Below are 13,207 nucleotides of genomic sequence, written 5' to 3'. Positions count from 1 at the left end.
CTTCCCCGCCCGCCAGTCGCGCGATGCCAGCGAGGCGATCGCGCGGCGCCACGGGCTGTCGCCCGAACGCTGCCTGTTCGTCGAACAGTCGACGATCGCGATCGCGGCGGGCGCATTCCACAACGACGTGGTGGCGGTCGCCAACGGTCCGGTGCTGTTCACGCACGAATTCGCCTTTGCCGACCGGCTGGGCACCCATGCCGAGCTGCGCGCGCGCATGCCCGAGGTCGAGATCGTCGAGGTGCCGGCCGCTCGGGTCAGCCTGGCCGACGCGATCAGCTCCTATCTGTTCAATGCCCAGCTGGTGACGCTGCCCGGCGATGGCGGGATGGCGCTGATCCTGCCGACCGAGGCACGCGACACGCCCGCCGTCTGGGACTGGTTGCAGGAGCATGTCGCGGGCAACGGCTCGATCCGGCGGCTGGAGGTCGTCGACGTTCGCCAGTCGATGGCGAATGGCGGCGGGCCCGCCTGTCTGCGCCTGCGCGTCGTCGCCGATCCAGAGCGGGTCGATCCGCGCTTCATCGTCGACGAGGCACGGCTCGATCGCATCGCCGAGATCGTCGCCGCGCGCTGGCCCGAAGAAATCGCGCCCGACCAGATCGCCGATCCTGAGCTGATCCTGCAGATCGAATCGGCGCGTCATGCCCTGCTCAGCGCCATGGAGTTGTCGGAACTTTTGACAGATTGAACGGGGCGCTCGACGACGACTCGCGGATTGCCGCGAGTGGTCCGGGGCTTGCTTTACTAACGGCATGTTTACCAAGTTCGCGCGTCTGTTCGTCATCAAGACCAAGTTCGAGGCCTTTGCCGTGATTTACGGCCTGAGCCTGGGGGCGACGGAGCGCGGCGTGCATTACCTCCAGCAATACCCAGGCTTCGGCGGCTGGATGCTGTTCGCACTGTGCCCGGTGGCGGTGTTCATGGCCGGCGCGCGGATCCTCCATTCACTCGAAAGCGAGGAAGGCTGACCCAGGCAAGGCTGTCGTCGGAGAGCAGGTCGGGCGCGACGTTCAGCACTGGCGCGGCCAGCTGGGGCCGGAACGCCGGATAGGGCACCGCGCGGCTGAGCACCGCGACTTCGGCACCCAATCCGGTCAGCGCGAACAGCTCGCGCGCGAAATCCGTGGGCAGGCGAATGCAGCCGTGCGACGCAGGATAGCCGGGCAGGTCACCGCCATGAAGCGCGATGCCGTCCCAGGTCAGCCGCTGCATGAACGGCATCGGCGCGTCGCTGTAGAGGTTGGAACGGTGGAAAGGCCGTTTCTGCAGAATGGTGAACTCGCCGACCGGGGTCGGCTTGGCGCGGGTGCCCGACGAGATGGTCGACGCGCCGATCAGCGCCCGGCCGCGATAGACGAACAATTGCTGCATCGGCAGGCTGACCACGATCCGCACCGGCTGGCGCGGGTCACCACGGTCGGCTGACCAGAAGGACTGTCCGGGGCGCATCGATATCGCCGCGCGTTCGACGTCCAACCCGGAGACTTGCTGGGCATCCGCCACCGTAGCCGTCGCCAATGTCAGCGCAGCCGCAAGGCCCGCCGCAATCGTCCTGAGATGGGTCAACGCACCCTCCTGTCGCCTGCACGAATAGCGGAATGCACCGGGGCGCGGAACCGTTTCAACGCATTGCGTTCAAGATCGGCACCGCGATCGATCAGGTGCCGCCGGGTGTGGCGTTGCGCGGCGGAACGGCTTAAGCCTGCGGCGCATGACCGGTCCCGCCCCAGCCGCCGCTCCGCACCGCTTCTACGCCGGCCAGGCGCAGGGCCTGATCCGCGTCGCTGCCTGCACCCCACTCAGCCAGGTCGCGGACCCAGCATATAATGCGCGCACCGCGATCGATCTCGCGCGGCAGGGGCACGACGCCCATGCCGACCTGCTGGTCTATCCCGAGCTCAACCTGACCGGCTATGCGCTCGACGACCTGCACCTGCAGGACGCGATCTGCACAGCCAGTGAGCAAGCACTCGCCGAGGTCATCGCCGCCAGCCGCGATCTGGCCCCGGTGCTGCTGCTTGGCGCGGCGCTGCGGCGCAACGGGCGACTTTACAACTGCGCGGTCGCGGTTTCGCGCGGGCGCGTGCTGGGGGTCGTCCCCAAAACCTACCTGCCCAATTACCGTGAATATTACGAGAAGCGGTATTTCGCGTCGGGAATGGGGCTCGTCGGCCTGGATATCGAAGTGGCGGGCCAGCGGGCACCATTCGGCACCGACCTGATCTTTGCCGCCGGGGACCTCGACGACTTCGTGTTTCACGCCGAGATCTGCGAGGATTACTGGGCACCGCTGCCGCCCTCGACCGAGGGGGCGCTGGCCGGCGCGCTCATCCTGTGCAACCTGTCGGCGTCCAACATCCTGATCGGCAAGGCGCGCGAGCGCGCGCTGCTGTGCGCCGCGCAATCGGCACGGACGATGTCCGCCTATGTCTATTCGGCGTCGGGACCCGGCGAAAGCACCACCGATCTCGCCTGGGACGGCCAGGGGATGGTGCACGAACTGGGCGAACAGATCGCCTCGTCCGAGCGGTTCGATGTCGCGTGCGAGTTGCTGCTCGCCGATGTCGATGTCGAGCGCCTGAGGCTGGAGCGGATGCGGACGGGCACGTTCAACGACTGCGCCGCCGCCAGGGGTCATCCGGAACAGCGATTTCGGCGCATCACCTTCGGTCACCGGCCGGAGTTCGCCGATCGCGGCGTAATCCGGGCGATCGCGCGCTTTCCGTTCGTTCCCGACGATCCGGTGACGCTCGACGCCGACAGCTATGAGGCGTTCAACGTCCAGGTGGAGGGATTGCGCCAGCGCGTCGTCGCAAGCGGCGTCAAGCGGCTGGTGATCGGCATTTCGGGCGGGCTGGATTCGACTCATGCGCTGATCGTCGCGGCCAAGGCGTTCGACCGGCTGAACCGGCCGCGCACCGACATTCTGGGCTTCACCATGCCCGGATTCGCGACGGGCGAGGCGACCCGCGCCAATGCGTGGGCGCTGATGAGCGCACTGGGGATCACGGGCGCCGAAATCGACATCCGCCCCGCCGCGCGCCAGATGCTCGGCGATCTGGGCCACCCCTTTGCCGCCGGCGAGCCGGTGCATGACGTGACGTTCGAAAATGTCCAGGCGGGGCTGCGCACCGATTATCTGTTCCGCATCGCCAATCAGCGCGAAGGGCTGGTGGTCGGCACCGGCGACCTGTCCGAGCTGGCGCTGGGCTGGTGCACCTATGGCGTCGGCGACCAGATGAGCCATTACGCGGTGAATTGCGGCGTGCCCAAGACGCTGATCCAGTTCCTGATCCGGTGGTGTATCCGGACCGGCCAGTTCGACGCCGACACCGATCGCGTGCTCGACGCGATCCTGGCGACCGAGATTTCGCCCGAGCTGGTGCCCGCAGGCGCGGACGGCGTGATCCAGCGGACCGAGGCGCTGATCGGCCCCTTCCCGCTCAACGACTTCTTCCTTCACCATGTCGTGCGCCAGGGGCTCAAGCCGTCGAAGATCGCGTTCCTCGCGTGGCATGCCTGGCGCGATGCGGCGGCGGGCGAATGGCCGCCCGATTATCCCGATGCCCGCCGGATCGGCCATGATCTGGGCGAAATCGCGATGTGGCTCGAACGGTTCCTCAAACGCTTCTTTCAGACGAGCCAGTTCAAGCGTTCGGCAATGCCCAACGGTCCCAAGGTTTCGGCCGGCGGGGGGCTGAGCCCGCGTGGCGACTGGCGCGCGCCGTCGGACAGCGTGGCGACCACGTGGCTGGACGAGCTGCGCGCGGGTCTGCCGCCACGCGACTGACGAATTCGTGCGATGCGGCGCCGGCGGTGCCACAACATCGCAAGTGTCGCGCCTTTCAAGCAGTTACGCGACACCGGCAAAACCGGCGGGGTGGTATAGCGGGTCAGCTTATCACATCGAGTCGGAGGCGCAGTGACCAGGGCCGACGACGATATTATCCGCCAGACGCTCGCGGCCTTGCTGGAGCATCCCGACCATAACGGCTGGGCGGTCCTGATGGGTGACGATTGCCATCTGCGCATCGGCAACCGTGCCCCCGCCGTGGAGAAGATCGCTTCGCTGCGCCAATTGATGCGTCTGTTCGACGCGCTCGAATCGGTGGGCGGGAGTTTCCTCGACTATTGGTCGTGCGCCGACACGCTGCTGGTCGAAACCGAGTTCACGTTCCACGCCGAACATGGCGGGCTCGGCACCATTCCGTGCGCGATCATCGTCCGCCACACGTCAGGGCTGATCCGCGACATCCGCATCATGCTCGACCCCGAGCCGATCCGGCACCGCCTGCCCTTCGGCTGACCGCGCTCAGGCGACCCGCGCCTCGCCATGTCCGTCGCGGTGAAAGCGCGACACGACCAGGACGACGATTGCACCCACCGACAGCCCGACGATTGCCGAGCCGATCGCCGTGACCAGCCATTCGAGGATCCCGCCGATCGCCGGCACGGCATGGCCGACCGCCACCGCCGCGTCGTGCACGATGTGCTCGATCGTCGCAAAGCCGAATGCCGCCAGCCCGTGGATGATGATGCCGCCGCCGACCCACACCATCGCGGCGGTACCGATCAGGCTGAGCGCGCGGAGCAGCGCCGGCATCCCGCGCACCAGCCAGCGGCCCAGCATCTGCGCGGTACCGCCCGGGCGCTTGGCCAGATAGAGGCCGAAATCGTCCATCTTCACGATCAGCGCAACGACGCCGTAGACCGCGATGGTAATGCCGATCCCGACCAGCGCGAGCACCGCCGCCTGGGTCCCGATGCTGCGGCCGGTCAGGTCGGCGAGCGCGATCGCCATGATCTCCGCCGACAGGATGAAGTCGGTTCGGATGGCCCCGCCGACCTGGCGCGCTTCGAGCGCCTTGGGATCGGTGATCTCGATCACGTCATCGGCATGATGCGCACCCGACAGCTTCTCCCAGACCTTTTCCGCCCCTTCAAAACACAGATAGGTCCCGCCGAGCATCAGGATCGGGGTGATCAGCCACGGTGCCAGCGCGCTGAGCGCCAGCGCGACGGGCAGGATGAATAGCAGCTTGTTGCGCAGCGACCCCACCGCGATCTTCGCGATGATCGGCACTTCGCGATCGGGCGACAGGCCGACGACATAGCTGGGCGTGACCGCCGCGTCATCGATGACGACCCCCGCCGATTTGGTGCCCGCACGCCCCGCCGCCGCCGCAACGTCGTCGAGCGAGGACGCCGCGAGCTTGGTCAGCGCGGCGACATCGTCAAGCAGTGCGATCAAACCACCCGGCATTGCTGTATTCCCCTTTTCGGCCGGCGCTCAACGCACGAGGGCGAAATCAGTCGCCTATGCCCCCCGCGAAACCGTCGCCGACATAATCGCTGAACCGCGTGATCTGAGGCTCGAACTTCAGCGTCACCTTGCCCGTCGCACCATGGCGCTGCTTGGCGATGATCAGCTCGGCCAGGCCGAAGACGCGCTCCATATCCTGCGCCCATTGCGCGTGATCCTCGAAGATTCGCGCATCGTCCCCCTCGCGTGGCCGCTTCGGCTCCTTGGCGGCGACGTAATAATCCTCGCGATAGACGAACAGCACGATGTCGGCGTCCTGTTCGATCGAACCGGATTCGCGCAGGTCGGAAAGCTGCGGCCGCTTGTCCTCGCGCTGCTCCACCGCGCGGCTGAGCTGCGACAGCGCGATCACCGGCACGTTCAGATCCTTGGCCAGCGTCTTCAACCCGCGCGAAATTTCAGAGATTTCCTGGACGCGATTGTCGCCCGAGTTGCGCCCGCTGCCCTGCAGCAGCTGGAGATAGTCGACGACGACCAGCCCCAGCTCGAAATTGAGCCGCGATTGCAGGCGGCGGACGCGCGTGTGCAGCCCGCTGATCGTCAGCCCGGCAGTATCGTCGATATAGAGCGGTAGTTGCTCGAGGTCGGCGGCGGCGTCGGCCAGGCGCGTGAACTCGGCCTTGCTGATCTTGCCCATGCGCAGCGCTTCGGAACTGATCCCCGATTGTTCGGCGAGGATACGGGTCGCGAGCTGGTCGGCCGACATTTCCAGGCTGAAGAACGCGACCTTGGCGCCAGGCGACCGATCCTTGCCGATGCCCAGCTTCTGATCGTCCATCCAGCGCCGCGCGGCATTGAACGCGATGTTGGTGGCGAGCGAGGTCTTGCCCATGCCGGGACGCCCGGCGAGGATGATCAGGTCGGACCGCTGCATCCCGCCGGTGCGCGCGTTGACGCTTTCCAGCCCCGTGGTGATGCCCGACAGATTGCCGCCCGAATTGAGCGCGCGGTCGGCCATCTTGACCGCCAGCTTGGTCGCCTCGGCAAAGCTCTTGACCGTGTTGGCCGACCCGGCGTCGCCCGCCACCGAAAACAGCGCTTCCTCGGCTTCCTTGATCTGCGCGGCGGGATCGACCGCCTCGCTGGTATCCATCGCCTTTTCGACCAGGCCGCGACCGACGGTAATCAGCGCGCGCAGCATGGCGAGGTCGCGAATCTGCCGCGCGAACTGGCGCGCGCCGATCAGCGCCGCGCCGCTGCCGGTCAGCTGGGCGAGATAGGCCGGGCCGCCCAATTGCGCCATGCCGGCATCGTCGACAAACAACGGGCGCAACGTCACCGGGGTCGCCAGCATGTCCGACTGGCGCAGCCGCGCGATCTTCTCGAAAATTCGGCCGTGCACGGGTTCAAAGAAATGATCGGGCTCCAGCTCCTCGATCATGTCGTCGGCCAGGCGGTTGTCGATCATCATCGCGCCGAGCAGCGCGGCCTCCGCCTCGACATTCTGGGGCAGGCGAACGGGATCGCCGCCAGGGGTCGAAGGGGAATCGTCACGCGCCATCCCCCCTCTCTTTCAGACGGGGCGACGCACCTCAAGCGCCGTGGTGCAAGATTGCGGTTGGTAAAGCTGTGGACAGGCGATCGGCGCGCCGAATTGGCCCGTTGATTTGGCGCGGCGAAACCGCCATCGCTGACGATGTCATGTCCGACCCGCGCATCATCGACATCTCGCTGGATGAACGCACCATCCTGTGGCGCAACGCGGACATCGAACAGGAGCGCAGGATCGCGATCTTCGACCTGCTCGAGGGCAATTATTTCAAGCCGGCGCGCGCGCATGACGACGGCTATGCCGGGCCCTATCGCATCCACCTGCATGTCGAGGAAGGGCGGCTGGCCATCGACATCATGCGCGACAATGGCGCGCATCTGGAGACGCTGGTGCTCGGGCTGGCCCGGTTTCGCCGGCCGATCCGTGATTACTTCGCCATCTGCGACAGCTATTACAAGGCGATCCGCCAGGCGACGCCGATGCAGATCGAGACCGTCGACATGGCGCGGCGCGCGATCCACAACGAAGCGGCCGAGCTGCTGCGCGAGCGGCTGGATGGCAAGATCGCGATCGATTTCGATACCGCGCGCCGGTTGTTCACGCTGATCTGCGTCCTCCACATCCGCGGCTGACGGACGTGACGGGCGGCCCATCCTATCGCGGCCAGGTCGCGATCGTTGTCGCGCTGTTGCTGGCGGCGGCACTGCTGATCGCGGGCGCGCGCGCGCTGGCGGCGGGATGGGCACCGGACCGGAGCGATTTCGCGCTGCAGGGTATGACGATCGACGAGACCGACGGTCCTGTCGACTGGCCGATTGTCGCGGCACAGGGCGTCGATTTCGTCTATCTCCGGGCGAGCGCGGGCGTTGCGACCCGCGATCGGCGCTTCGCCGCGCACTGGGCGGCGCTGGCCCACGGCAATGTGCGGCGCGGTGCCGTACATGTCCTGTCGCTGTGCGAACCCGCGGGCGCGCAGGCCGCGCTGTACCTGCGCATGGTGCCGCGAACCGAAGATGCGTTGCCGGGCGTGCTCGCAATCGACGAGGTCCCCGACTGCGCGCGCGCGATGACCCCGGCAGCCGCTGCAAATCATGTCCGCCGCTTCCTGGCGATCGCCGAGCGGCACATGCAGCTGCCGATGCTGATCCGCATCGCGCCCGCGGTCGAGGCGCGCTTCGCGCTGAGCCGTGCCGTCGACCGTCCGTTATGGGCTGCGCGCAACTGGTTCGCGCCCGATTACCTCGCGCGGCCGTGGCGATTGTGGCAGGCAAGCGACATGCGCCGGATCGACGGCGTCGCGGGACCGGTCAGATGGAGTGTGGTGGCCCCATGAACGTGATTTCGGACCACCCGGTCGCCGACCGCCTGATCGCCGCCGCACGCGAGGCGGCAACGCGCGCGCATGCGCCCTATTCGGGTTTCGCGGTCGGCGCGGCGCTGCTGCTGACCGACGGATCAATCATCCGCGCCGCGAATTTCGAGAATGCGAGCTACGGCCTGTCGCTATGTGCCGAAACCGTCGCCTGCGCCACGGCGAACAGCCAGGGGCGGCTGAACGACATCGTCGCGGTCGGCATTGTCGGCGGGATGATGCGGACCGATGAAGCGGGCGAAACGCCGGTACGACCGTGCGGCCGATGTCGTCAGGTACTGAACGAGGCGGCACAGATGGGGCATCGCGAGCTGGATATTTACTGCTCCGGGCTGTCGGGGGGCCTGATCGAGCATCACCGACTATCCGACCTGCTGCCCTATGCCTTCGGTCCCGCCAGCCTGGGCATGTAGTAGCGGTCGCCTGACGCGCGGGCGTCGTAGAGCCGACCTTAACCCGTAACCGCTAGAGCCTAGGCCATGTCGACGATGGCCCCGGCCAATTCCGCCCATGCGGATCCGCACACGCGCGCGGTGCCCGCACCGCCCGTACCGGTCCGCGGCTATCACGCGACGATCGCGGTCGTGCTGGTTGCCCTGCCGATCGCCGTGCTGCTGTGTGTTCGTGTCGGTGCGAGTGTTACCGTGCTGCCTTTACTGTCGATGTAGCGCGACAAAAATTCCCGCTGCGAATAGCTCGCAAACGACAGTAAGTCGCGACAATAATTAGGCCCATTTCAGCCCCCCTGCGCACGACGCCGCCAAGGCTGCTGAAGGGTGGTATATAGACGGTTGAAAGAGCGGTGTCGGGTGCCTTTAGCGGGTGGGTCCCGGGGCGTCCCCGCAGCCGCTCAGGGCGGCCTCCTGGGCCTGCTCGTGATTCAATCGCTCGTTGCCTTGGGCGCGTAGCGCGTGGGCACGTGCGCCGGGGGCGAGGGCCGCCCATTGCGGGCCCGAATAGCGGCGGCGGAGCGGGGTCACCGGCTCGGGCCGATTGACCACACAGCCGACCGGAACCGGGACCGAGACATCGCGGTAAACGATGCGCTCCTCGATGCGCGGACCCGCGCAGCTGGCGAGCAGCAACAGGCTAAAAACCATCAGCGCGCAGCGCATCCATCACCTCCTCGATCTGGGCCAGCTCCTGCTCGCAGGAAAGGCGCTCGGTGCGGGTCGCGGCCTGGCGGGATTGCGCGATCACCCGGTCGCGATCGGCCTTGGCGGACTGGTAGAGCTCCCAGTTGCGGGTGGCGCGTGCCCGGGCCTCCAAGCCCTCGTCCTTAAGCCGGTCATTGGCGTCGGACAGCATGTCGATGCGCTCGCCGCGCTGCCGGCTCTCCTCGCGCGCCGTGGCGCGATCGGACAGGATGTCCTTGACCGCGATGTGCAGCTCGGCCGGCTTGGGCCGCTCGGCCTCGGGGATCACCAGGATCGTGCGTTCGACGATGGTCCGAAAATAGTGGTGAAGGCTGCGCTCGTTCCAGCCCCAGATCGCCACCCCGACCAGCGCGATGCCGAGCGCGATCGAGACGTAGCGGAACAGGCCCGCCGCCCCGGCGATCGCGCGCAGCTTCCCGATCATCGCAGCACCGCCTGGAGACGCGTGTGGAGGTTCTCGGGCGTGCGGTCGGGCAGCAGGCCGGTCAGACACACTTCGGTGGAGTAGGTGCGGCGGCGGGTCAGGCCGCGCACCGTGCACAGGAACTTACCCGGGCGGCTTCTGGACGGCTCACAAGTCTGCCCATGCCGGCGCTGGTTGGCAGCGCCCGCCGCATCGAACGTCGCCTTGTCCCAGGCGAGCAATCCCCGGCAGGCCGCGACAAGCTGGCCCGCGTTGAACTTCCGCCGGATGCTCGACCCGCAAAAGCCGCCGATGCCGGCGTTATAGGCCAGGTCGGCGAACGCGCGGAGCTGATAGCCCTGGGCAGTCGGCGTGCACGCCAGCACGCCCTCGGTATGGCGCACCGCCTCGCGCGCGTTCATCTCGTCGCACTCGGCGGGCGTATAACGGCGGCCGACCTCGATGCCATGCCCGGTGACCCCGCCGCACGCGGTGGCGATGCCGGCGATATCGCGATAGCCGACCAATTCATTGCCCTCCCACATCAGCGTGGAGGTGGTGAAGGCCGCCGCCGTCCCCGCGCCCATCAGCGCGACGAGGCGGGCATAATAGCCCTTCGTGCGCCCGGCGCTGCTTGGCTTGGAGGTGACGTCCATGCCCCGCGCCATGCCCGCCGCGCGCGCCTGGACCGGGTAGCCGCTGGCGGTGGAGCATCACACCCACTCCACATGGCTGAGCTGCCAGCGGGTGGCGTTGGCCTCGCGCCGCTCATAGTCGCTGAAGCGCGCGAAGACGCCATAATGGATTGCGTCGTTTTGCGCAGCCGGCAAGTCCGCGTCCTCGACCACTACCAGTGGCCGCCGCGTGCCGAAGTCCCTGGCGATGCGCCACAGCCGCGCGGTCTCGCCATCGGTCAGATCGACGAAGCTGAAGCTGAGGCTGGCCTTGGTGACGCCAGAGCCGGTGCCGAAACCGCCGCTGGGCAGGTCCGTGCGCCCGCCGGTGTCGATCAGGCCGCGCCCGCCGCCCAGCTCGCGATGCTTTTCGAAGGCCAAGCCGACCGCCAGGATGCCCGCGTGAAACGCGGCGGCCGAGGTCACCGCGACGCGCAGATATCGGGTCACGACCGGTGCCGCCAGGCGCACAAAGCAATGCTGCCATCCCTCGCCATCGGCGGCGCGGGCCGGCGCGGCCGGGCTGATCACCGCCAGGCCCACGCCCATGCCGGTAGCGGACGAAATGGTCCAGGTCGCGGCGGCCGACAGGTCGGTATAGCCCAGATAGATGCTGTCGATGGCCGTCGCGACGCCCAGGTCGATGTCGATCGTGGCGGAGCCGGGCGCGGTCCACACCTCGCGCGGATCGGGCGTCAGCAGATTGCCACCGTCCGCCCCTGCCGACACGGCGATCGCCGCGATCGCGATCGGCGGCACGATCAGCACGCCGCTCATGCCAGCCTCCGCAGGACGGTGAGGACGGTGCGATCGACCTCGGCCAGCTCCTCGACCCCGATGACGAACACGGTGATGCCGGCGTCATAGCCGCCGCCCTGGGCCGCGATCGTGACCGCGCGACCGAGCAGGTCGGCGCGGTTGCCCGGCACCTCGATCCGCTCGATCGATCGTGGCGATGCCAGGAAGGCGAGCTGGCGATCCGCCTCGGCCTGCGCATCTGCCAGAGTCGCGAGCGGCGAGACGATCTCGCCCACCCGGTCGCTGCCCGCCCAGTCGATCCCCGCGCCCGGCGAGCGCGTGACGAACATCGCCTCGGACTTGAGGTAAGCGGCGGTGACCGCGTCGACGCTCATTGATCAGGCTCCGGCTCGGGCGGCGTGAGCGGGGGCAGCAGCATGTCGGCTGCCGTCACCTGGTCGCGGAACTGGATCAGCTCCTCGGCGAGGATGCGCGCGATCTTCTCCAGAAAGACGCTCTGGTCGAACGGCTGGCCATTGACAGCCTGACCGAACGACATCGCCGGTCGCACCATGCCACGCCCGCCGATGCGGATCACCGCGCCGTCCTCGTCGACCAGCGACGCGCTGGCGAACATGTCCAGATATCGCGGCGTCAGCGGGATGTTGGCGTTCATCGCCGGCTCGACAACCACGGGTGTATAGCGGACACGGATGATCTCGCCCGTGTCGACCCGCCAGGCCAGCTCGTAATGCGCGCGCCCGTCGGCCCAGGTCCACATGGGATGAAGGCCGGGAAAGTCGGGCAATGGCGTCAAGGTGACGCTGTCCCCGGGCAACGCTGACATCTGCACGATCTCGCTCATATGTTTCCTTCCGTCGTCAAGGGATCTGGGTGAGCTGGTTTTCGTAGTAGCGCTCGCGGATGCCACCACCGCCGCCGCCGCCGCCCGAAACGCCGGAGCCGGCGGGCGTGCCTGCGGGCGGCGTCACCACCGAGCCAACCATGCGTCGAAAAGGCACATTCAGGTTGTTTGCGTTGGTGGTGAAGCCGTAGGTCGGGTTGCCACTGACATAGCCGCTATCGTCATAGGGCCAGTAGATCGTCCGAAAGGGAGCGCCGAACAGGAACCCGCCGCCGAAGCTCAGCGTGCCGGCGTCGTCGATCAGATTGTGGGGCAGGATCTGGATCGTCGCCGTCGCGCCATCCGAGTAAGACCAGATGGGGCTGCCAGGCTCACCGGCAACGATCGTGCCGCCGACCTGGGTGTTGCCCACCGTCGGGATATAGACCTGCTGTGCTCCGCCGACGGTGTACATCGAATTGATGCGACGCGACGTGCCGCGACCGTTGGCGTCGAGCTGCGACAGCTTGGGATTGGCGTTGACCACGGCGCCGATCGCGCCGTTGACCGACCCGCCGTTGATGACCGCGCTGGTATTGTCGGCATTGGGCTGAGCCATCATCGCCGCGCCCAGGCGGTCGACGGCGTTCTCCGCATCCTCCCAGGCATTGCGCAGTGCGAGGGGGTCGGGCACCTGCGTATCGGTTCCGCCCAGGTCCCAGCTCGGCGGCGGGAGCGCGCCAAGCCGACCGCCCAACGACGTGGCCGGCGCACCGCTGTCGGGACCGAGCGCGTTGTAGGCGGCCGCCTGGATCGGCCGCACCAACTCCGGAAAGCCGAGCTGGATGTAGCGGTCCACGTAACGCTGATACTTATTGTTCAACGCCCGCCATTCACGGACGTAGAACCACTTCTCGCCCGAGCTGATCACCCCGTCGCTGTCGATCGCGTTGACCCGCTGCTGCAGGGTCGAGACCCGCGTGTCGGTGTAGACGCGCAGCGCCTCGGCCAGGTCGGTCAGCGCCACTTCATAGGCGACAAGCAGGGTTCGCCCCTGGGCTACATTGACGTCGGTGTCGACGTCGGGATTGAGCCAGGTCGGCAAACTGCCCAGGAAATTCTGCCAGTTCGTCCTGGCATTGGCCGCGCTGGTCCGGACCGTATTCAGTCTGTCTCTTATACACATCTCCGAGCCCACGAG

The 13,207-nt window shown here is 67.3% G+C and carries 18 protein-coding genes; 8 read left to right on the top strand and 10 right to left on the bottom strand.

What is annotated here, in order from left to right; translation table 11 throughout:
• Together AX709_RS15855 and AX709_RS15850 are read left to right on the top strand one after the other, a co-directional pair.
• Positions 1–691, top strand: a 691-nt coding sequence (locus tag AX709_RS15855; RefSeq protein WP_197419083.1) for an N-succinylarginine dihydrolase, incomplete at its 5' end; no start/stop codon positions are given.
• A 64-nt stretch (positions 692–755) separates the two neighbouring features.
• Positions 756–971, top strand: coding sequence for a hypothetical protein (locus AX709_RS15850; protein WP_066550791.1), 216 nt, complete (start codon positions 756–758; stop codon positions 969–971).
• Here the strand turns inward: AX709_RS15850 and AX709_RS15845 are convergent.
• Positions 922–1,569, bottom strand: coding sequence for a L,D-transpeptidase family protein (locus tag AX709_RS15845; protein ID WP_082731821.1), 648 nt, complete (start codon positions 1,567–1,569; stop codon positions 922–924). The two genes, AX709_RS15850 and AX709_RS15845, sit on opposite strands and share 50 nt — an antisense overlap.
• 145 nt (positions 1,570–1,714) lie before the next feature.
• Here AX709_RS15845 and AX709_RS15840 point away from each other — a divergent pair, with 145 nt between their 5' ends.
• Together AX709_RS15840 and AX709_RS15835 are read left to right on the top strand one after the other, a co-directional pair.
• Entirely contained in the window at positions 1,715–3,793 is a 2,079-nt protein-coding gene (locus AX709_RS15840) for an NAD(+) synthase (RefSeq protein ID WP_066550786.1), read from the top strand.
• A gap of 132 nt (positions 3,794–3,925) precedes the next feature.
• Entirely contained in the window at positions 3,926–4,309 is a 384-nt protein-coding gene (locus tag AX709_RS15835; protein ID WP_066550785.1) for a hypothetical protein, read from the top strand.
• A gap of 6 nt (positions 4,310–4,315) precedes the next feature.
• On the opposite strand, the gene AX709_RS15830 is transcribed toward AX709_RS15835, so the two are convergent.
• Positions 4,316–5,266 carry a DUF808 domain-containing protein gene (locus AX709_RS15830; RefSeq protein WP_066550784.1) on the bottom strand — a complete coding sequence of 317 codons (951 nt, stop codon included), beginning with the start codon at positions 5,264–5,266 and terminating at the stop codon, positions 4,316–4,318.
• A gap of 46 nt (positions 5,267–5,312) precedes the next feature.
• Positions 5,313–6,827 (bottom strand): replicative DNA helicase, encoded by a 1,515-nt coding sequence (locus AX709_RS15825; protein WP_066479643.1) that lies wholly within the window; start codon positions 6,825–6,827, stop codon positions 5,313–5,315.
• Positions 6,828–6,967: 140 nt separating this feature from the next.
• On the opposite strand from AX709_RS15825, the gene AX709_RS15820 reads away from it, so the two are divergent.
• The 4 genes from AX709_RS15820 to AX709_RS15805 all read left to right on the top strand — a co-directional run bounded on the left by AX709_RS15820 (position 6,968) and on the right by AX709_RS15805 (position 8,858).
• Entirely contained in the window at positions 6,968–7,450 is a 483-nt protein-coding gene (locus AX709_RS15820; protein ID WP_066550801.1) for a UPF0262 family protein, read from the top strand.
• Between the two features lie 5 nt (positions 7,451–7,455).
• On the top strand, positions 7,456–8,151 hold the full coding sequence (locus tag AX709_RS15815) for a glycoside hydrolase family 25 protein (RefSeq protein WP_066550782.1): 696 nt from the start codon (positions 7,456–7,458) through the stop codon (positions 8,149–8,151).
• Positions 8,148–8,603: a cytidine deaminase gene (locus tag AX709_RS15810; RefSeq protein ID WP_197419084.1), complete on the top strand. Its 456-nt coding sequence runs from the start codon at positions 8,148–8,150 to the stop codon at positions 8,601–8,603. Before AX709_RS15815 ends, AX709_RS15810 begins: the two co-directional genes overlap by 4 nt.
• A 66-nt stretch (positions 8,604–8,669) precedes the next feature.
• Positions 8,670–8,858 carry a hypothetical protein gene (locus AX709_RS15805; protein ID WP_156454298.1) on the top strand — a complete coding sequence of 63 codons (189 nt, stop codon included), beginning with the start codon at positions 8,670–8,672 and terminating at the stop codon, positions 8,856–8,858.
• Positions 8,859–9,005: 147 nt separating this feature from the next.
• Here the strand turns inward: AX709_RS15805 and AX709_RS15800 are convergent, their stop codons facing one another.
• The 7 genes from AX709_RS15800 to AX709_RS19010 form a co-directional block, all read right to left on the bottom strand.
• Positions 9,006–9,305 (bottom strand): hypothetical protein, encoded by a 300-nt coding sequence (locus AX709_RS15800; protein WP_066550771.1) that lies wholly within the window; start codon positions 9,303–9,305, stop codon positions 9,006–9,008.
• A complete protein-coding gene (locus AX709_RS15795) occupies positions 9,280–9,771 on the bottom strand; it encodes a hypothetical protein (RefSeq protein ID WP_066550768.1) in 492 nt (163 codons plus the stop codon). The genes AX709_RS15800 and AX709_RS15795 overlap by 26 nt, the downstream gene beginning before the upstream one ends.
• Positions 9,768–10,406 (bottom strand): lysozyme, encoded by a 639-nt coding sequence (locus AX709_RS15790; RefSeq protein ID WP_197432045.1) that lies wholly within the window; start codon positions 10,404–10,406, stop codon positions 9,768–9,770. The genes AX709_RS15795 and AX709_RS15790 overlap by 4 nt, the downstream gene beginning before the upstream one ends.
• Positions 10,407–10,463: 57 nt before the next feature.
• Positions 10,464–11,201: a hypothetical protein gene (locus tag AX709_RS15785; RefSeq protein WP_066550764.1), complete on the bottom strand. Its 738-nt coding sequence runs from the start codon at positions 11,199–11,201 to the stop codon at positions 10,464–10,466.
• Positions 11,198–11,557, bottom strand: coding sequence for a hypothetical protein (locus tag AX709_RS15780; RefSeq protein WP_066550762.1), 360 nt, complete (start codon positions 11,555–11,557; stop codon positions 11,198–11,200). Before AX709_RS15780 ends, AX709_RS15785 begins: the two co-directional genes overlap by 4 nt.
• On the bottom strand, positions 11,554–12,027 hold the full coding sequence (locus tag AX709_RS15775; protein WP_066550760.1) for a hypothetical protein: 474 nt from the start codon (positions 12,025–12,027) through the stop codon (positions 11,554–11,556). The genes AX709_RS15780 and AX709_RS15775 overlap by 4 nt, the downstream gene beginning before the upstream one ends.
• Positions 12,028–12,043: 16 nt before the next feature.
• A partial coding sequence (locus AX709_RS19010; RefSeq protein WP_197432044.1) for a hypothetical protein occupies positions 12,044–13,207 on the bottom strand: 1,164 nt, incomplete at its 5' end.

The sequence above is a fragment of the Sphingomonas sp. CCH15-F11 genome, from assembly GCF_001557005.1.
GTDB lineage: Bacteria > Pseudomonadota > Alphaproteobacteria > Sphingomonadales > Sphingomonadaceae > Sphingomonas.
The sequence above is the reverse complement of the archived record's forward strand: the minus strand, read 5'-3'. Positions and strand labels throughout refer to the sequence as shown.